Annotated in this window: 19 protein-coding genes; 2 read left to right on the forward strand and 17 right to left on the reverse strand. The window is 46.2% G+C overall.

The window, feature by feature from the left end:
- Both alr and ACYJZR_RS13655 read right to left on the reverse strand, forming a co-directional pair.
- On the reverse strand, positions 1-1,077 hold the full coding sequence (gene alr, locus ACYJZR_RS13650; RefSeq protein ID WP_021484673.1) for an alanine racemase: 1,077 nt from the start codon (positions 1,075-1,077) through the stop codon (positions 1-3).
- A 13-nt stretch (positions 1,078-1,090) separates the two neighbouring features.
- Positions 1,091-2,491: a replicative DNA helicase gene (locus tag ACYJZR_RS13655; RefSeq protein WP_005455859.1), complete on the reverse strand. Its 1,401-nt coding sequence runs from the start codon at positions 2,489-2,491 to the stop codon at positions 1,091-1,093.
- A gap of 311 nt (positions 2,492-2,802) precedes the next feature.
- Between ACYJZR_RS13655 and ACYJZR_RS13660 the strand changes: the two genes are divergently transcribed.
- Positions 2,803-3,567 carry a DUF481 domain-containing protein gene (locus tag ACYJZR_RS13660; protein WP_005455861.1) on the forward strand — a complete coding sequence of 255 codons (765 nt, stop codon included), beginning with the start codon at positions 2,803-2,805 and terminating at the stop codon, positions 3,565-3,567.
- An 83-nt stretch (positions 3,568-3,650) separates the two neighbouring features.
- On the opposite strand, the gene rplI is transcribed toward ACYJZR_RS13660, so the two are convergent.
- From rplI to pilM, 14 genes are all read right to left on the reverse strand, one after another.
- The gene (rplI, locus tag ACYJZR_RS13665) at positions 3,651-4,103 is read right to left on the reverse strand and encodes a 50S ribosomal protein L9 (protein ID WP_005480442.1); all 453 of its coding nucleotides are present in this window, start codon (positions 4,101-4,103) and stop codon (positions 3,651-3,653) included.
- A 33-nt stretch (positions 4,104-4,136) separates the two neighbouring features.
- Positions 4,137-4,364 carry a 30S ribosomal protein S18 gene (rpsR, locus tag ACYJZR_RS13670; protein ID WP_000090472.1) on the reverse strand — a complete coding sequence of 76 codons (228 nt, stop codon included), beginning with the start codon at positions 4,362-4,364 and terminating at the stop codon, positions 4,137-4,139.
- 16 nt (positions 4,365-4,380) lie between these two features.
- Positions 4,381-4,683, reverse strand: coding sequence for a primosomal replication protein N (gene priB / locus ACYJZR_RS13675; protein WP_005467185.1), 303 nt, complete (start codon positions 4,681-4,683; stop codon positions 4,381-4,383).
- A gap of 8 nt (positions 4,684-4,691) precedes the next feature.
- Entirely contained in the window at positions 4,692-5,081 is a 390-nt protein-coding gene (rpsF, locus tag ACYJZR_RS13680) for a 30S ribosomal protein S6 (RefSeq protein WP_005381299.1), read from the reverse strand.
- A 243-nt stretch (positions 5,082-5,324) separates the two neighbouring features.
- On the reverse strand, positions 5,325-5,996 hold the full coding sequence (rpe, locus tag ACYJZR_RS13685) for a ribulose-phosphate 3-epimerase (RefSeq protein ID WP_017449467.1): 672 nt from the start codon (positions 5,994-5,996) through the stop codon (positions 5,325-5,327).
- Between the two features lie 101 nt (positions 5,997-6,097).
- Positions 6,098-6,937 carry a Dam family site-specific DNA-(adenine-N6)-methyltransferase gene (locus tag ACYJZR_RS13690; RefSeq protein WP_005486862.1) on the reverse strand — a complete coding sequence of 280 codons (840 nt, stop codon included), beginning with the start codon at positions 6,935-6,937 and terminating at the stop codon, positions 6,098-6,100.
- A 69-nt stretch (positions 6,938-7,006) separates the two neighbouring features.
- Positions 7,007-8,524 carry an SPOR domain-containing protein gene (locus tag ACYJZR_RS13695; protein ID WP_053315282.1) on the reverse strand — a complete coding sequence of 506 codons (1,518 nt, stop codon included), beginning with the start codon at positions 8,522-8,524 and terminating at the stop codon, positions 7,007-7,009.
- 52 nt (positions 8,525-8,576) lie between these two features.
- Complete coding sequence (gene aroB / locus ACYJZR_RS13700; RefSeq protein WP_289997995.1) at positions 8,577-9,677, reverse strand: 3-dehydroquinate synthase; 1,101 nt, start codon at positions 9,675-9,677, stop codon at positions 8,577-8,579.
- A gap of 31 nt (positions 9,678-9,708) precedes the next feature.
- Positions 9,709-10,227, reverse strand: coding sequence for a shikimate kinase AroK (gene aroK / locus ACYJZR_RS13705; protein ID WP_005381319.1), 519 nt, complete (start codon positions 10,225-10,227; stop codon positions 9,709-9,711).
- Between the two features lie 188 nt (positions 10,228-10,415).
- A complete protein-coding gene (locus tag ACYJZR_RS13710) occupies positions 10,416-12,164 on the reverse strand; it encodes a type IV pilus secretin PilQ (protein WP_406966455.1) in 1,749 nt (582 codons plus the stop codon).
- A gap of 31 nt (positions 12,165-12,195) precedes the next feature.
- Entirely contained in the window at positions 12,196-12,711 is a 516-nt protein-coding gene (locus ACYJZR_RS13715) for a pilus assembly protein PilP (protein WP_025554074.1), read from the reverse strand.
- A complete protein-coding gene (locus tag ACYJZR_RS13720; RefSeq protein ID WP_005480482.1) occupies positions 12,701-13,294 on the reverse strand; it encodes a type IV pilus inner membrane component PilO in 594 nt (197 codons plus the stop codon). The genes ACYJZR_RS13715 and ACYJZR_RS13720 overlap by 11 nt, the downstream gene beginning before the upstream one ends.
- Positions 13,287-13,865: a PilN domain-containing protein gene (locus ACYJZR_RS13725; protein WP_015297396.1), complete on the reverse strand. Its 579-nt coding sequence runs from the start codon at positions 13,863-13,865 to the stop codon at positions 13,287-13,289. Before ACYJZR_RS13725 ends, ACYJZR_RS13720 begins: the two co-directional genes overlap by 8 nt.
- Positions 13,849-14,865, reverse strand: a complete 1,017-nt coding sequence (gene pilM / locus ACYJZR_RS13730) for a type IV pilus biogenesis protein PilM (protein ID WP_406966456.1) — start codon at positions 14,863-14,865, stop codon at positions 13,849-13,851. Before pilM ends, ACYJZR_RS13725 begins: the two co-directional genes overlap by 17 nt.
- A 142-nt stretch (positions 14,866-15,007) precedes the next feature.
- On the opposite strand from pilM, the gene ACYJZR_RS13735 reads away from it, so the two are divergent.
- Positions 15,008-17,578, forward strand: a complete 2,571-nt coding sequence (locus ACYJZR_RS13735) for a penicillin-binding protein 1A (protein ID WP_005480476.1) — start codon at positions 15,008-15,010, stop codon at positions 17,576-17,578.
- A gap of 55 nt (positions 17,579-17,633) precedes the next feature.
- Here ACYJZR_RS13735 and oxyR read toward each other — a convergent pair whose 3' ends face one another.
- Positions 17,634-18,542: a DNA-binding transcriptional regulator OxyR gene (gene oxyR, locus ACYJZR_RS13740; protein ID WP_005465160.1), complete on the reverse strand. Its 909-nt coding sequence runs from the start codon at positions 18,540-18,542 to the stop codon at positions 17,634-17,636.
- Between the last annotated feature and the right edge of the window lie 113 nt (positions 18,543-18,655).

Below are 18,655 nucleotides of genomic sequence, written 5' to 3' on the forward strand. Positions count from 1 at the left end.
TTACTTGGTATATTCCATTTCGACGCGAGGCGTCAATTTGGTCACCAACTCATAAGCTATCGTACCAATGTGATTCGCAACCTCTTCGACAGGTAATTCTTTACCCCAAAGAATCGCTTCGTCACTGACCTTATCTGTGGCATCAGGACCTAAATCTACCGTCAGCATATCCATTGATACTCGACCCGCGATCGGTACTGTACGACCATTCACCCACACCGGTGTACCATTGGGTGCACTTCTTGGGTAGCCATCGCCATAGCCCACTGCGATAACGCCGACTTTTGTGTCGCGTGCACTTGTCCAGATACCACCGTACCCCACGCTTTCACCTTTCTTGACTTCACGAACCGCAATAAGATGAGACTTCAACGTCATCACTGGTTGGTAACCCAAATCTTGAGCCGTTTTGTCGCTAAATGGTGATACGCCGTACATAATAATGCCCGGACGAACCCACTCTAATTGGCTTTGAGGCCATGCCAATAAACCCGCAGATGCCGCTAGCGAGCGCTCGCCCTGACAGCCCGAGGTTAATGACATAAACAGCTCAATTTGTTGCGGCGTGATGCTGCTATCAAGCTCATCCGCACAACCAAAATGACTCATGTATCGCAATGGCTTCGCCACATTCGGGCACGTTTTTAAGCGAGAAATGAATTCATCATACTGCTCCGGGCGAACGCCCAAACGATGCATACCACTGTCGATCTTCAGCCAAACGACCACTGGCGTTTCTAAATCCGCCTGTTCCAACGCGATAAGTTGCTCTTCACAGTGCACCACGGTTTGGATGTTGTTCGTCACTAACACAGGCAGATCGCCCGGCGAGTAAAAACCTTCTAGCAAGAGAATCGGCTTTACCACACCACAAGCGCGCAGTTGCAACGCTTCTTCAATGCGAGCCACACCAAAGGCATCGGCATGGTTAGCATGTTTCGCCACATGACGTAGACCATGGCCATAACCGTTGGCTTTCACTACCGCCATCACTTTACTTTCTGGTGCTTGCGCTTTCACACGCTGCAAGTTGTGCTGCAACGCAGACAAGTCAATGCATGCTTTTGCGGCTTTCATGTAGCTCATAGCATTACTCATCATCAATATCGAATGCTGGACCCGCGTAATTATCAAAGCGCGAGTGTTGTCCTTGGAATGTTAAACGCACCGAGCCAATAGGACCGTTACGTTGTTTACCGATAATTATTTCCGCCGTGCCTTTGTATGGGCTATCTGGGTGATAGACCTCATCACGGTAGATGAACATGATCAAGTCGGCATCCTGCTCGATGGAACCCGATTCACGCAAGTCCGAGTTAACAGGTCGTTTATCCGCACGTTGCTCTAGGGAACGGTTTAGCTGCGATAGTGCAACGACAGGCACGTTCAACTCTTTCGCCAGTGCTTTAAGCGAGCGAGAAATCTCGGCAATCTCAAGAGTACGGTTATCGGTTAGCGAAGGTACGCGCATCAACTGAAGGTAGTCGACCATGATCATTGACAGACCTCCGTGCTCACGAGCAACACGACGGGCACGTGAACGCACTTCGGTTGGCGTTAAGCCTGAACTGTCATCGATGTACATATTTTTCTTCTGCATCAGGATACCCATGGTAGAAGAAATACGTGCCCAGTCTTCATCATCCAACTGACCCGTACGGATCTTGGTTTGGTCTACGCGAGACAAGGATGCCAACATACGCATCATCAATTGTTCCGCCGGCATCTCTAACGAGAAAATCAAGACTGGCTTGTCTTGCTGCATTGCCGCGTTTTCACACAAGTTCATCGCAAAGGTGGTTTTACCCATCGATGGACGCGCTGCCACGATAACTAAGTCAGAACCTTGGAGACCCGCGGTCTTTTTGTTGAGGTCAGTAAAACCAGTATCGACACCGGTCACACCATCTTGCGGCGTTTTGTACAGCAGTTCGATACGTTCTAGCGTCTTTTCTAGGATGTTGTCGACGTTTTGTGGACCTTCGTTTTCACTGGTGCGAGACTCGGCGATAGCAAAAACTTTACTCTCCGCCATGTCTATCAAATCTTCAGAACTGCGACCTTGAGGATCGTAACCCGCGTCCGCAATTTCGTTCGCAACACCAATCAAACCACGGACGATCGCACGTTCAGCCACGATATCTGCGTAGGCATTAATGTTGGCAGCACTGGGCGTGTTTTTCGCTAAGTCAGCAAGGTAAGCAAAACCACCCACATCTTCTAGTTGCTCGTGTCGCTCTAGGTGCTCAGACAGAGTGATAAGGTCAAGCGGTTTGCCCGACTCAAGAATGGTTTTCACACCTTCAAAAATAAGACGGTGCGGACGGCTATAGAAATCACTGGCGACAACTCGCTCAGCAACGGTATCCCAACGTTCATTGTCCAGTAAGAGACCACCAATCACTGATTGCTCTGCTTCTAGTGAGTGAGGTGGCACTTTGATTGCGTCGACCTGACTATCTGAAGGTTTGCGATTTCTGTTTTCCGCCATGACTTTGCTCGATAACTACTAATGACCCACGATTATAACCTTAAAGTTAACTAAGATGCTTCCCCGAAGCGACAATTACTTGTTAAGAAATCAACATGCCGATAGCTAGCCTAAACGTTTTAAATTCACCCCTCTCATCAAAACATATAACCCTTAGATAAAACAATTGAAGCGGAAGATTTGATGCAGGTGTCGCCTTAGCAATAAGTGGGAATTCCATTCAGCTCTAATAAAATTTAACCTACCATTGACCCAACAAAATATCTGTATCAGTATCATGCCCCTCCTTTTTAATTACGTTCGAGGTTGATGTGTCCCGATACTGGTTACTTGGCTTGAGCTTACTGTGCACGACTGCATCGTACGCTGAAGAATCAGTACAGCCAGAGCAAAATATTGATGTGCCCAACCCTCTACAAACTGAGGTAGAGTTTGGCTATCAAGCTCACACAGGTAACACGGACTCTCGTTCCCTGAATGCTCGTTTGAGTGCTGAATATACGTCTGGCAGGCACCGTTCAAACGGTGAATGGAAGTACTACAACCTGTACAAAGACGGCGAAGAAGACAAACGTTCATCGACATATTCTGTTCAAAGTGACTACAAGTTAGGACCAAAAACCTACTTGTATGGTAGCTTTAAAGGCGTTGATTCGCGCTATAGCGCCTATTTCAAAGATTACACCTTATCAGGCGGTCTGGGTTATCAGTTTTCCTACACCGAAAACTTTATCTTAGAAGCTGAGATTGGCCCTGGTTTTCGTTATCAGGAACCGAACTTGGATGAGATTGATGATGACGATATCGTCTTTCCTAACATCGTTCGTGAAGGCATTTTCCGTGGCAACCTCAATACTACGTGGCACGCTCTGGATAACTTGAGCTTTGCCGCTGATATCACGCTCGTTACAGGTAAAAGTAATACGCGTGTGGATAGCGAACTCAGTGTCACTAATGACATTACCGAAGACATTGCCCTGAAACTGGCTCACTCGCGTCAATACCACGATAAAGTGCCAGAGGGATTAAGCAAAGCCGACAGTGTGTTCTCCGTCAATCTGCTTTTCGCGTTTTAATCTCCAATTTTTATCACTCAATTTCAGACCAAAAAAAAGCACCTCCGAAGAGGTGCTTTTTAGTATTTCGTCTTGATACTGAATTACTCAGCAGCAACAACCTGTACTTTCGCAGTAGCGAAAACTTCAGAGTGAAGTTGAACGCTGATCTCGAACTCACCAGTTGTACGTAGAGCACCTTCAGGAAGGCGAACTTCGCTCTTAGCAACTTCAACGCCTGCAGCTGTGATAGCTTCAGCGATGTCACGAGTACCGATTGAACCGAATAGTTTGCCTTCGTCACCAGCTTTAGAAGCGATAACAACTGCTTCTAGAGCGTTAACTTTCTCAGCGCGAGCTTCTGCAGCAGCTAGTTGCTCAGCAACTTTAGCTTCTAGTTCAGCACGACGTGCTTCGAACATTTCAACGTTGCCTTTAGTAGCCATAACTGCTTTACCCTGAGGGATAAGGAAGTTACGAGCGTAGCCAGATTTAACGTTTACTGTATCGCCAAGACCACCTAGGTTACCGATTTTATCAAGTAGAATAACTTGCATTGCTTAATCCTCTTTCTTAATAAACGGAACCGATTACTGATGCTTGTCAGTGTACGGTAGTAGAGCTAGGTAGCGTGAACGCTTGATAGCACGTGCTAGTTGACGCTGGTACTTAGCGCTTGTACCAGTGATACGGCTAGGTACGATTTTACCAGCTTCAGTGATGTAGTTTTTAAGAGTTGCTACGTCTTTGTAATCAATCTCTTGTACGCCTTCTGCAGTGAAACGGCAGAATTTACGACGACGGAAGAAACGAGCCATGGGCTATCTCCTGATCTTAAATTTGAGTAATATTGTCGGCATGTAACACTAATTTCCCAACGCCATTTCGGCCGGTCTGATAAGCGACAAAACCACTTACCTTAATGTTACTGCCTTGTACTAAATTCTGAGTAATTGCTTGTGACCTAAGCCCGCTGACGACTACCGGCATACGACAATAAACTTGTCTCGGTAAATCAGCTTCGATAACAGTAGAGCGATGCTCTAACCAAAACCGACAGTGTTCAATGCCACCAGGGCTTTTACTACGAATGGGCGGTTTGGCAATGGTGCCGCTCAGCTCCATTCGGTTGGTCATAACAAAACTTACTCAGCAGCTTCTGATTTAGCTTCAGGCTTAGCTTCAGAACGCTCTTCACGACGTGGAGCACGCTCTTCTTTTTGCTTAAGCATGATAGATTGCTCAGTGATCGCTGCTTTAGTACGCATGATCATGTTACGTAGAACTGCATCGTTGAAACGGAAAGCAGTTTCTAGCTCATCGATTACAGCTTGGTCAGCTTCAACGTTCATTAGAACGTAGTGAGCTTTGTGAAGCTTGTTGATTGGGTAAGCCAGTTGACGGCGGCCCCAGTCTTCTAGACGGTGGATTTTACCGCCAGCTTCAGTGATAGAACCAGTGTAACGCTCGATCATGCCAGCAACTTGCTCGCTTTGATCTGGGTGCACCATGAATACGATTTCGTAATGACGCATGGGTTGCTCCTTACGGATTATTCAGCTTCCACAAATGGCTCAGTCGTCCAGAGGAAGCAAGGAACTAAAGAAAATTGACTGAGTTTAAGGAGCACGAATAGTACAGAAAGGCCGCAAAATAGGCAAGTGATTATTTGCTCAGCGCGCGGGATATTTTTGTTTGGCTCGTGCCAGAAACGACAAAGGCTGCCAGCAAAGTGGCAGCCTTTAAAATCAGAGCGTTATAACGCTTATTTTTAGCACTTATTCTACTTGAGCAAGCTCAGTGCGCATTTGGTCGATCACTTGTTTGTAATCTGGCTGTCCAAAAATCGCAGAACCCGCCACAAACATGTCCGCACCTGCTTCAGCAATTTCACGAATGTTGTCGACTTTCACACCACCATCAATTTCCAGACGGATATCGCGACCAGACTCATCGATCATCTTACGAACAGCGCGAAGTTTATCTAGCGTGTGAGGAATGAATGACTGGCCACCAAAGCCTGGGTTTACCGACATCAGTAGAATCAGGTCAACTTTGTCCATGATGAACTCAAGATGCGCAAGCGGTGTTGCTGGGTTTAATACCACACCCGCTTTACAGCCGTGTTCTTTGATAAGCTGAAGAGTACGGTCTACGTGATCAGAGGCCTCAACGTGGAAAGTGATCATTGATGCGCCAGCTTTCGCAAAATCAGGGATGATGCGATCTACCGGTTTTACCATTAGATGAACGTCGATTGGCGCAGTGATACCGTAATCGCGTAGCGCTTTACACACAGGAGCACCAAAAGTCAGGTTTGGTACATAGTGGTTATCCATAACATCGAAATGCACCACATCTGCACCCGCTGCGAGTACTTTTTCTACGTCTTCACCTAGACGTGCAAAATCAGCCGATAAAATGGATGGAGCAATAAGAAAATCTTTCATACCTGACCTCAGTAGTGACGAGCAAAACAGCAAACCAATTTGCGCGCAATTCTACCGAAGCCAGTGGGGAGATCCACTATTTAGAGAAAATAGTGTCAGAACTATGAAGCAGCGCTATCTGATTCCGGCGCTTTGAACAAGGCGAGCAGTTCGTCAACTTTGTTACGACCACTACCGTTTCGGCTAATGGTGCGTTTCACTTTCACCACACTTAAATCCGCACCGTGGTAAAGGCGGCGCGTTAGTGTTGTGTCGTGATTTGAAATCAACACCGGAATCCCACGCTCAGTAGCCGTTCTTTCTGCCATGTCGGCTAGTGCCGCTTGGTCGTCCAACGTAAAACCATTACCTGCGTATGAAGTGAAGTTTGCCGTGTTTGAAAGTGGCGCATAAGGTGGATCGCAATACACAACGCTGCCCTTGCGCGCACGACGAAATGTTTCAGGATAACCTTCGCACACAAACGTAGCTTTTTTGGCTTTCTCAGCAAAAAACTCCAATTCCGCCTCTGGGAAATAAGGTTTTTTGTAAGAGCCAAACGGCACGTTGAAGCCACCTTTTTTGTTGTAGCGGCATAAACCATTAAAACCAAAGCGGTTCATGTAAAGGAATGCAAGTGAGCGATACATTACGTCATCGGTTTTATTAAACTCAGCACGAATGCTTAAGTACGCTTCTTTACGATTGTTTTCGGCGACAAACCAGCGCTTCGCTTCTGAGATATATTCCTCAGGACGCTCTTTAAGCAGGTTGTAGAGATTAATCAGGTCGGGATTGATGTCCGCCAACAGATAGTGGTCATAGTCGGTATTAAGAAAAACCGAGCCAGCACCAACAAAAGGTTCAACCAGCTTTCGAGCCGGTGGCAAATGACGTTGGATGTCTTCAACCAGTCCGTATTTTCCTCCTGCCCATTTAAGAAAGGCTCGCTGCTTTTTCATCTACTGCTCTATCTATCGACCAAAAATTAAGGCTGCGGAATGTAACATATTTTTCAGCGAAGCTCAGGATTATTTCACGCGATCAATTTCTCGATGAACTTGGCCTAGCGATTTTGCCCATGGGCTCACCGACTTAAGTGAATCTGGCAGCTTCTCTACCGCGTCTCGAGCCATTTGAATTGTCGGATAATCTTGGTAAGTCACGATGTACCATTCCGTTCCACTGCGAACCGTCGGATAAATGCGTACCTTGTTATTCAGCTGATGCTCATCAAGAAAAGCTTGCACATCTTCCATTGATGTCATGGCTGCTAACTGCAAGGTGTACGCTCTTGGGGATAACGCTTTTAGCTCTTCACGTGCAAACGAGAATTTGACGATAGGTTTACTTGATGTCGTCTCTGTTTTCGCAACCTCTTCTGATGCAGCATCGCTTGGCTTCACCACTTTAATCAAAGAAGAGTTTGTCTCTGACTGGGTTTTCGCTTGAGGTTCAGCCCCTTCTACTAACGCTCTAATATTGTCTGTATTCGCTTGCTCAGGCTTACCTTCTAACAGAGCATCAACCACGTCAGATTCAATCACAACACGCTGCTGGGTGTCATCATTCCCGACGCTTGCTACTTCTTTTGTCACCGTTGGTGGCAATGAGTTGGAATCGTCAGTCGCATCTGATAAATCGCCATCATTTGGCAAGCCGTCAGTCACTGAGGTTAAATTAGATTCTGATGGCGAAAGAGTCGGCTCAGTGAGTGTCGGAATGGCAGTTTGCTCGATGCTTCCCGTGATCTGCTGCGCTTTGTCATCTGGGCTTGGCTGATTAAACATCCACCAATAACCACCAGCGGCCAGCAACAGTAGCACCAAAACCACTAATGCGATGTTGAGTGGCGATCCGACAATTGAACGGATAATGATCCTTTTTTCCACTTTCATCTCTCCTAATGCCATGATGTCACCCGGAATCGGGTCGACTTTCTTAAATGCATCTCGAACACGTTTCTCCGCATCGTCATCGACGTACCTAACCACTAGTGATTCGAAGAAACGACGCGCTTCCACTTCGGATAGCATATCGATATCAAGTTCAACTGGCTTAAGTTCTTGCCCATAACTCAATCGAGACAAGACCGACTCCAAACGCCCAGACTGAGTAAAAAGCAACACGTTGATCGTCCAGTTCGGCTTTTCATGCGCCTCTAAGACTAACGTCCATAACTCCGAAACGAGCGTTTCACTAAGTAAATGAGCGTCATCAATAACAATCGCAATATCGCAAGGCTCACCTTCGAGAATACGCTCTAGACTGTCGAGTAAAGGCTCTTGTTGATTAAACAATGCATCGGAAACCAGCTGACTCAAGATGAGGACGCGACGCTGCACGTCATCTTGGGTCGCATGGCAAAGTAACAAACATTGATTTTTGTTACTCGCACCCAACTCAAGGTATCGTTGCGCCAGCCAAGATTTTCCATACCCATCAGGGCCATTGATCGCAATAAGGTTGGATCCAAAGTTGGTCAACAACTCCAATCTATCCAATAACTCGGTTTGAGAATCTAATTCCAGAACGTGAGCAAAACTCATCTAATAACCTTCTTAAACAACAAGAATGACGCCAGATGGCGTCATTACAAGGTTAAATACTGCGACCGAAATCAATAGCCTGCTGAATCACTTCTTGTGAAGTATCGGCTATCACTTCCGCACTGCCAATTCCGGTTGGTAGAACTAAGCGCAATTGACCTGACAGCACTTTTTTATCACGCATCATATGCTTGATAAAGTCATCAAAACTCATGCTGTCGGGTGTGTGGACTGGCAATTTCGCTCTGCGCAACAATGCCACAATACGCTCAAACTGCTCTTCAGAAATCAGTCCACGCAGAAGTGACGTTTTGGCCGCCATCACCGTACCAGAAGACACCGCCTCACCATGTAACCAATTGCCGTAGCCTAATTCAGCTTCTATCGCATGACCGAAAGTGTGACCCAAATTGAGCAACGCTCGAATTCCAGACTCTTTTTCGTCTTGTGCAACCACTTCAGCTTTAATTTGGCAGCAACGTGCAATGGCATAGGTAAGCGCGTCTTCATCCAACGTGTATAAACGGTCTAAATTTTCTTCCAGCCAATCAAAGAATACACCATCATAAATAATGCCGTATTTGATCACTTCAGCTATACCAGCAGCAAATTCACGCTCAGGTAGCGTCGATAAACAGTTGGTATCGATGATCACCGCTTTCGGTTGGTAAAATGCGCCAATCATGTTTTTACCTAGCGGATGATTGACTGCCGTTTTGCCGCCAACGGAAGAATCCACTTGGGACAACAACGTCGTTGGAATTTGGATAAAGTCCACACCTCGCTGATAACAGGCTGAAGCAAAACCGACGAGATCTCCGATTACACCACCACCGAGGGCAATAATGACCACATCACGAGCATAACTTCCCTCTAGCAGGAAATTCATGACTTGGTTAAACACATCTAAGTTTTTGTACTGCTCGCCATCAGGCAACTCAAGTAACGAAGCATCACAACCAAGTTGTTTTAGTTGATGAAGGATTTTATCGGCATACAAAGGTGCCACTGTGACATTACTGATCACAACGACTTTTTGATTGGTATTTTTGTTTGAGAGAACTTGAGAAAGGTACGCCGGGTCCTCAAACAACCCGGCGCCTATAGAGATTGGGTAGCTACGCTCTGCTAGATTGACCGTAATCCGTTCCATCGGTGTGCTCCAATTAAAAGAAGATAAGTACTTATCTCTCTTCTAGCATTTTTACGATCTGGTTGGCTACCACTTTTGCACTTTGATCGTCAGTGCGAACAGTGTAATCCGCTACTTCTTCGTATAACGGGTTACGTTCTTCAGCTAATTGCTCCAATACTTCACGAGGGTTGTCCGTTTGAAGTAGAGGACGCTTCTTGTCACGGTTAGTACGTGCAAGTTGCTTTTCAATTGTCGTTTCTAGGTAAACAACTACACCGCGAGCAGAAAGACGGTTACGGTTCTCTTTGCTTTTCACAGAGCCGCCGCCAGTTGCCAGCACGATGCCTTGTTCTTGAGTCAGATCTTCAAGTACCGCTTCTTCACGCTTACGGAAGCCTTCTTCACCTTCTACATCAAAAACCCAAGAGATGTCTGCACCAGTGCGTTCTTCAATCACTGTATCGGAGTCAACAAACTCCATATGCAGTTGCTGTGCTAGATGTCTACCAATTGTACTTTTGCCGGCGCCCATTGGGCCAACAAGGAAAATATTACGTTTCTCAGCCATGTTTAGCAGTAATTTACAACATTGATTCAATAAGATCGCCACAAGAAAACACAGCTAAACCGCTGTTCTACAAGGCTTGTGGCACCAGTTCCTCACAGATAATTCGTGATAAGACCCGAAATTATCCAAGCATGGTGCCACTAATGCAACTTTATTTTTGATCTAATCGCCTATTTACTTGATAGCCACTACTGAATAACGACCTTAGGCGTAACGAAAATTAGCAACTCACTTTTACCAACGTTTTCGTAACTTCGGCGGAAAAGTGCGCCTAATAGCGGAAGATCGCCCAACAATGGCACTTTATCCACTGAGTTAGTAATGCTGTGCTGGAAAATACCACCGAGCACAACCGTCTCACCATTATTAACCAGAACTTGGGTGCCAATGCGCTGCGTATCAATTGCCATTGCCTCTCCTGTGCCCGTTTTCACTACCTTACCAGGTCGGTCTTGGGTCACACTCAGATCCAACACTAAACGATTGTCAGGTGTGATCTGCGGTGTCACCTTCAAGCTCAACACCGCTTTTTTAAAGGTCACTGACGTTGCACCACTCGATGAAGATTCTAGATAAGGAATTTCGGTACCTTGTTCAATGTACGCGGGCTTCTTATTGGTCGTGATCAATCGTGGGCTCGAAATGATTTCTGCTTTTGATTCTTGCTGCAATGCAGACAGCTCTAAGTCCAATAATGTATCAGAACCTAACTTTGCCACTTGGAACGCAATGCTCGCCGCATTCGGGTTAGTCGCGGCTAAATTCACATTAAGGAAATCATCGATACCAGCACCACCCCCCCCCTCTTCACCTTCGCCGTCACCACCACCTTCGTACAAACCGATTGTCGCTAGGTTGTTCTCAATAGAGCCACCAACGGTGTTATTACCATTAATAGAAGTGAAGCCCCAACGAATACCTAACTCGTCCATGTTACCTTCACTGATGGTCACAATTCGGGCTTCAATTTGTACTTGTTTTACTGGGATATCGAGCGATTCAATGATTTCTCGAATAACGGCGATGTTCTCTGGCAATTCTCTGATTAATAGCGAATTGGTTCGCTCATCAATGGTCATACTGCCACGCTCTGACAACATGCTAATGTTGCCTTCACCATTAATCATCTCTGCAATATCCGAAGCTTTAGCAAAATTGACTTTGATGATTTCTGATGAAAGCTCACCCATTTCTTCCGTCAGCTTTTGTTTTTCTAACTGCTGCTTCTCGCGCAAATCCAGCTCATCGGTCGGGGCGACCAAAATCACGTTGCCATCAACACGCTTATCTAACCCTTTCACTTGCAAGATGATGTCGAGAACTTGCTGCCACGGCACACCATCAAGACGCAGTGTAAGGTTGCCTTCGACAGAATCCGAAACCACCAAGTTAAACTGGTTGTAATCTGCAATCAGCTGCAAAACGTTACGCACAGGAATGTCTTGGAAGTTAATCGAGATCAGCTTGCCTTCTTTTTCTAAGATGCTCTTGTCTGGCACTTTTTCATTTGGTTTAAGCTTGCTGACAGTGATTTCAAGATAACGCCCCGTCAAACGATAGTCATGCGTGTATTCTTCATCGATATACGCAACTAATCGTGTGGTGGAGGTATCGCGGAACACTTCCACACTTTCCACCACCGTCGCGAAATCTTTCACGTCGAGAAGGTAAAGCTGTTCGTCTTTTACCGACGTGTTCATTAAATCAATGCTTAATCCTTCTTGAACACGTTTAACATCAACAATAGCCGCCGGGGATGCAAGCTCCACCACAATCACGGCATCTTTGCTTTTGTTAGTGCGAAAGTCGATGCTCTTGAGCGCATTAGACTGTACATCTTCTGCTGCTGCTAAAGGGGCTAGAAGTAAAAACAACCATAAGGAGAAGAGCCCAGTAAGCATCCTTGGTGTACGTGTTAATCCTTGTCTCATTTTCATTACTCAATATCAAAAATAAATGCAGCTATATCTATCTCAAAGCCAACTTAACTTTACGTTTTTGCCAGCACCCCAAACCATCGGGCAAGGTTTCATTAATCAACAAATAGGAGTGGGTAACATGGGTGACCTTACCGTTATTACGCCCGAGGTATTGACCTGGTTTCACTTTGTAAACCGTGCCATTCGGGGCTTGTACTAAACCAGAAACGGTGTTCCCCATACCCATCACTCCTTTTAAACGAAGTTGGCTGAGTGGGAATTTTTCTAACTTGCCAGATCTCGCTCGGTTCGGCGGTTGCCAACAATCTTTTCTCGCCACAGGTTGAGTCGCGATGGTCGCCTCTTTGGGCAATTCGAAAGGAGCACGCATCACTTCTGGGGCATACGCTACTGCGATGTATTTGTCAGCAGGTTTGAGCTTCTCCACATCTCGTCGCGCCTGACTCTCAACACCACGAATAAAATCCGTTAATGATTCATCATTCGCCTGGCACCCGACCAATAGAGCGCTTACCAACACCATCAGCAAAGATTTATTTCTCATCTTTCTTTTCCTCAGGCTTGAACTGATAAGTGTTTGCTCTCACTCGGAAGTGCAAAGTTTCACTCTCTTGGCTGACACGCTGCCAAGTCACATCTTTAAAGGTGATGATTCGTGGCAATGTGGCAATGGCCTGTGAAAAACGACCGATATCGTGGAAATCACCTGTTAGCTCGATATTTAGTGGCAATCGATACAGGAAGTTTTCAGATTGCTTTTCTCCCCAATCGATGCGAGTAAACGTTAACTTGTTGTCGATACCGAGTTCGTTTACCGACGCCAACATTGTGGCCAACTCTTTTTGTGCCGGTAGTTGTTGCAACAGCAACTCATAACGCGTAGTAAGCTCGTCCAGTTGAGATTGCAACTGAGGTAATGCAGCTACCTTGTTGGCTTTTATGCGCAATGCCACTTTTAATGTTTGCTCCTCTTGAATCAAATTGTTCAAGCGAGCCTCTTCTGGCTTTAAGTAAAACCAATAACCAAACCCTTGGATAAGAAGAACAAGCAGGCAGATCACTACAAGCTGAGGCAGTAATGGCCATTCAGCAATCTCATCCATTTCTAGATCTTGCCAATTAACCATGTTGTTTTCCCTCTTTCTTCTCTTCTACCGTGTTAAACATGAAGGACACTTTAAAGGTCTGAAACTCTTTACCAAAACGGGCTTTTCCGTGCACGATAGAGTGCATTTCAACGTCCAGTAGCTTGGCAGAACGTTCCATGTTATCGAGCATGGTTGCTAGCCGAGGAGTACTGTCTGAAATACCTGAGATTTCAATTTCTAGATCGTTCATTTTGATCTTGTCGACATACACGCCTTCTGGAATAACAGCAGGCATGAGGTTCATAAAATCAGTGGTTTTATTCCGACCATTTTGCAACGCTTCCACAACTTTCAAGCGTTCCAAGATTTTGCTGTGTTCAAGCTCCGCGATCTTCATCGCTTCTATCCGCTTATCTAGATCGGAAATGTACGTTGTTAGATAGTCGAGTCGCTCTTGTTGAAGATCTTGTTGGTACTCATAATATTTGCCAACGCCCCACTGAATCCCCAACGCCACCATGACTCCCAATACCACTAAACCGACAAATCGACGACGATGCTCTTCCCTTTGATTTTCGCGCCAAGGCAATAAGTTAATGCGATACAGCACGCACACCTCCTAACCAATGAATGCCACGCACCGCCAGCCCTGCAGCCGTCGAAAAATGTTGCCAATCGGCCGCTCGGCGCTTGCGTTTCGACACTTTCATTTCAAACAGTCCGAGTGGGTTTAACAACTCACACTCCAATGCCAACTGATGCGACAGCTCTTCTGCCAACATTGGCGTCGATGCCCCCTCGCCCGATAACCAAATGCCTTTGATGTTTTGCGAACCGTTGATCGAGGTATAGAGCTGCATTTGACGTTTTACGCGCTCAACCACTTGACGATTGAACTGTTCCGTTTTGGCTTGAGCATCATCAGAAAGTAAGTCTTCTTGTGACGTCCCCATTGAGATACGAATACCGCACGCAAACTCCTTATGAAACAGTTCGCCTTGCTCGGTAAACATGGTGAATGAACTCGCTAACGAGCCGATGTCTAACAAACAGTATTTGTTTTTTTCAGGAAAACGCTCTGCGGCAAGCTTCCAGATATGACCTAGGCTTTGAGAGTGCACGTCAACCAACACAGGCTTTAAACCAGACTGTTGTAACGCTTCAACTCGGCTTTCAACCACATCTTTGCGCGTAGCGAATACTTGATAACTGTCCGTTCCACGCATCCCTTCTTCCGCACGAAGGCGTACGAAATCCAAACTCAGTTCTTCCACAGGAAAAGGAGATTGATGAGAAAAAGCTTGTACCACCGCAAACTCGATTTCGCTCTCATCAAGGCTTTGTTCGATTTGCAGTTTCTTGCTAATAACTGAGTTGTCTGGAACAGAAATTGCCACTCGCTTGGCCCCAAAAGGCAGCTCTTTTTTCATCTGCTTTAGGGTCTTTACAATTTCTTGATGATTTATAGTGTTATTTTCAGCGACAATACCTTCCTTAAGTAATATTTCTTTGTAACCCAATAAGGCGTATTGATCGCCAATGGGTTTAAGTACTACGGCTTTGAGGCTGTTATGGCCAATATCTATGCCGGTAACGATTAGCTTATCCATCTCTACTCTCGCTCCGAAATTTCTTCGCGCAAAGGTTGTTATTAGCACCCAAATAAGAGTTAATATCTCTATGTGCTAAATTTTTGACCTAAGAGTACAAGGGTTTGCCGTTACACAGCCTCAACCAATCAGGGATTCTCCGGTGAAGTTCATAAAGCGTTTATTATTTTTAACATTGATTTGCATAATTCTTGGAGTCACCACAATTTTTGGCTTCTATCAGTACGTGAAGCCTGAATTGCCAGACGTTGCAACTCTAAAAGACGTTGAATTACAAACACCTATGCAGGTATTTAGTCAAGACGGGAAGCTGATCGCACAGTTTGGTGAAAAGCGTCGTATTCCTGTTACTTACGATGAAATTCCTCAAGACCTAATTCACGCACTGATCGCCACCGAAGACAGCCGTTTTTACGAGCACCCTGGTATCGATCCAATCGGTATTACTCGTGCAGCTGTCGTGGTTGCTCTTTCCGGCTCAGCAAAGCAAGGGGCGAGTACCATCACTCAGCAGCTAGCGCGTAACTTCTTCTTATCTAACGAGAAGAAACTAATGCGTAAGATCAAAGAGATCTTCATTGCCATTCACATTGAGCAACTGCTGAGCAAACAAGAGATCATGGAGCTTTACGTTAACAAGATCTTCCTTGGCTATCGCTCATACGGTTTTGGTGCAGCAGCTCAGGTGTATTTTGGTAAGAGCTTAAATGAGCTCTCGCTTAGTGAAATTGCGACACTGGCGGGGATGCCAAAAGCCCCTTCAACCATGAACCCAATTTACTCGCTAGAACGTGCAACAAAACGTCGTAACGTTGTGCTAATGCGTATGCTCGATGAAAAGTACATTACGCAAGAACAATTCGATGAAGCACGTAACGAACCAATCATCGCTCGTTACCACAGTGCAGAAATTGAAGTGTCTGCGCCTTACGTTGCCGAACTTGCACGTGCATGGGCAGTAAAAGAGTACGGTGAAGAGAAAGCGTATACGTCGGGTTTGAATATCTATATGACGGTTGACTCTAAACTGCAAGACGCTGCCAATAAGGCTGCGGTAAACAACCTAATGGCTTATGACGAGCGTCATGGCTACCGCGGCGCAGAAAAAGTGTTGTGGAAAGAAGGGGAAGCCGCTTGGGATGCAGAACAAATTGAGAAGCATCTAAAAGGCCAGCCAACTTACGGCGATCTTTACCCTGCTGTCGTGACAAAAGTGGAAGGCAAAACGGCGCAAGTTGTTGTGAAAAATAACGACGCACAAACCATCCCTTGGACTGGCATAAACTGGGCACGCAAATTCCTCACCGATAACCGTCAAGGTTCAACACCAAAATCTGCACAAGAGGTTTTAGCTGCAGGTGAACAAATTTGGGTTCGCGAGCTAACGACGACCGATGAAGATGGCAACACTCAAAGCAGCTGGAAGCTAAGCCAAGTGCCTAGCGCGAACACCGCATTTGTCGCGATGAATCCTGAAAATGGCGGCATTTTGTCACTGGTAGGTGGTTTTAACTTTGTTCACAGCAAGTTTAACCGCGCAACCATGTCCGTGCGTCAGGTTGGTTCTAGTATCAAACCATTTATTTACTCAGCCGCTATCGATAAAGGCCTAACGTTAGCAACTCTGATCAACGACGCGCCAATCAACAAATGGGACGCAGGTTCAGGCTCAGCATGGCGACCAAAGAACTCACCTCCAACTTACGGTGGTCCAACTCGCCTTCGCATTGGCTTAGCGCAATCGAAAAACGTAATGGCGGTTCGTACCTTACGTGAAGTGGGTCTGGATGAAACTCGTCAGTACCTAACTCGCTTTGGATTCGATATCAACGAAGTGCCTCGCTCAGAAACTATCGCCTTGGGTGCGGGTAGCTTAACGCCAATGAAAGTGGCGCAAGGTTACTCGGTTTTTGCAAACGGCGGTTACTATGTTGAGCCGTTCTACGTAGAACGCGTTGAAGATGCATTTGGCGAAGTTTTGTTTAAAGCCAACCCTAAGAGCGTTTGTCATCAAGATTGCCCACAAATGAGCCCACAACCAGAAATGGATCGCTTTGCCAGTGAGTTCGGTGAGCAAGATGTTGCCGTTGATGGCCAAGCTCCAGAGAACGCACTAGAAAATGATGAACCAAAATACGCACCACAAGTGATCTCTGAACAAAACGCATTCTTGATGCGTGAAATGATGTACAGCAACATCTGGGGTGGCGGCAACTGGCGTGAAGGAACTGGCTGGAACGGTACCGGCTGGCGTGCGCAAAAACTTGAGCGTCGTGATATTGGTGGTAAAACTGGTACGACTAACGATTCAAAAGACGCATGGTACAACGGTTATGGTCCGGGCGTGGTTGCTATTGCATGGGTGGGCTTCGATGATCACTCACGCGCGTTAGGCCGCACGACGGTGAACAGCAATTTGGGTCAAGGCCAAGTATCTGGTGCTGAATCAGGTGCGAAAACAGCAGAACCAGCATGGATTGACTTTATGCAAGTGGCATTGGAAGGCAAGCCAGAACAAGGCAAGAATATTCCAGATGACATCGTGCGCGTTCGCATCGATCGCAACAGCGGTCTGCTGACTCATAAAGTGGATAGCACGTCCATGTTTGAATACTTTGAGAAAGGCACAGAGCCAACCGAATACGTTGGTAACAGCCTCGAAGACAGCATTTATTCAAGCGGTTCTGGTGGCACAACGGAAGAGTTGTTCTAAACCAAACGAAAGAAAAGATAAGGGGAGAGCGTTGGCTCTCCCCTTTTTTATAACGTTAAGCAGCCATAGAAGATGGCTGCGACTCTAGAATTGCTTTGATTTTCGCTGCTAATGCTTCAAAACGAGCACGCAACGGAGAGCCAGGGCGGTACGCCAAAACAATGCTGCGTGAAGGCGTAGGGTTGACGGCAGGAATGTAGCAAACGCCATCTTTTTGTTTTTCGGCTGGAATAGAAAGCTGAGGCAACAAAGTAATACCCGCTCCCGCAGCAACCATATTACGCAAAGTTTCTAAACTGGTGGCTTTAAAGCGCTCATCATCTTTTGCTCCTGCCGCAAAGCAGAAACCTAACGCTTGGTCGCGTAAGCAATGCCCATCACCTAAAGCCAACACGGTCTTCCCATTGAGCTCTAACATATCAACCTGGTCGAGCTGTGCCCATTCATGACCACATGGTACAGCAACACTAAGCGGTTCGTTGTACACTTCAATCTCTTTAAATGGGGCAGTTTCCGCCACAGAAGCCAATACCAAGCAGTCCAGCTTCCCTTCCTCTAGCTGGCGAACCAATTGATGAGTTTGAGCCTCATGCAGGAACAGCTCAAGCTCAGGGAACTCTTCTTTCAGCTGTGGAAGAATTTTAGGCAATAAGTACGGGCCAACTGTCGGAATAAAACCGATGTGCATTGGACCGGTCATCGCCCCACTCTGTCCGCTGGCCATATCTTTAAAGGTTTTCACCTCACTCAGAATGCGTTTAGCTTGATCCACCAGCTGTAAGCCAGAGTCGGTGAACAACACTCGGCGGCTGCTTCTTTCTAACAATGCCGTGCCGAGTTCATCTTCCAGCTTACGTATTTGACCACTAAGCGTTGGCTGACTGACAAAACACGCCTCTGCCGCTTTGCGAAAATGCTTGTGCTCCGCCAGTGCGACTAAGTACTCAAAATCCCGAATATTCATAACACACGATTCGCTTCTATTTGATGATAGTCAATGTCTATCAAAACCATAGCATCAAACGATTAGAGCTATCAAAGGATTTTTACAATAATGGGCTCAACAAAACGAACCAG

The organism is Vibrio sp. RC2502, from assembly GCF_054850435.1.

Excerpts from the sequence above, each read along its gene's own strand:
- alr (WP_021484673.1), bottom strand. The coding sequence starts at position 1,077 with ATGAAAGCCGCAAAAGCATGCATTGACTTGTCTGCGTTGCAGCACAAC.
- aroK (WP_005381319.1), bottom strand. The coding sequence starts at position 10,227 with ATGGCTGAGAAACGTAATATTTTCCTTGTTGGCCCAATGGGCGCCGGC.
- ACYJZR_RS13710 (WP_406966455.1), bottom strand. The coding sequence starts at position 12,164 with ATGAAAATGAGACAAGGATTAACACGTACACCAAGGATGCTTACTGGG.
- rpsR (WP_000090472.1), bottom strand. The coding sequence starts at position 4,364 with ATGGCTCGTTTCTTCCGTCGTCGTAAATTCTGCCGTTTCACTGCAGAA.
- ACYJZR_RS13655 (WP_005455859.1), bottom strand. The coding sequence starts at position 2,491 with ATGGCGGAAAACAGAAATCGCAAACCTTCAGATAGTCAGGTCGACGCA.
- rpe (WP_017449467.1), bottom strand. The coding sequence starts at position 5,996 with ATGAAAGATTTTCTTATTGCTCCATCCATTTTATCGGCTGATTTTGCA.
- aroB (WP_289997995.1), bottom strand. The coding sequence starts at position 9,677 with ATGGAACGGATTACGGTCAATCTAGCAGAGCGTAGCTACCCAATCTCT.
- priB (WP_005467185.1), bottom strand. The coding sequence starts at position 4,683 with ATGACCAACCGAATGGAGCTGAGCGGCACCATTGCCAAACCGCCCATT.
- ACYJZR_RS13690 (WP_005486862.1), bottom strand. The coding sequence starts at position 6,937 with ATGAAAAAGCAGCGAGCCTTTCTTAAATGGGCAGGAGGAAAATACGGA.
- rpsF (WP_005381299.1), bottom strand. The coding sequence starts at position 5,081 with ATGCGTCATTACGAAATCGTATTCATGGTGCACCCAGATCAAAGCGAG.
- oxyR (WP_005465160.1), bottom strand. The coding sequence starts at position 18,542 with ATGAATATTCGGGATTTTGAGTACTTAGTCGCACTGGCGGAGCACAAG.
- ACYJZR_RS13715 (WP_025554074.1), bottom strand. The coding sequence starts at position 12,711 with ATGAGAAATAAATCTTTGCTGATGGTGTTGGTAAGCGCTCTATTGGTC.
- ACYJZR_RS13720 (WP_005480482.1), bottom strand. The coding sequence starts at position 13,294 with ATGGTTAATTGGCAAGATCTAGAAATGGATGAGATTGCTGAATGGCCA.
- pilM (WP_406966456.1), bottom strand. The coding sequence starts at position 14,865 with ATGGATAAGCTAATCGTTACCGGCATAGATATTGGCCATAACAGCCTC.
- rplI (WP_005480442.1), bottom strand. The coding sequence starts at position 4,103 with ATGCAAGTTATTCTACTTGATAAAATCGGTAACCTAGGTGGTCTTGGC.
- ACYJZR_RS13695 (WP_053315282.1), bottom strand. The coding sequence starts at position 8,524 with ATGAGTTTTGCTCACGTTCTGGAATTAGATTCTCAAACCGAGTTATTG.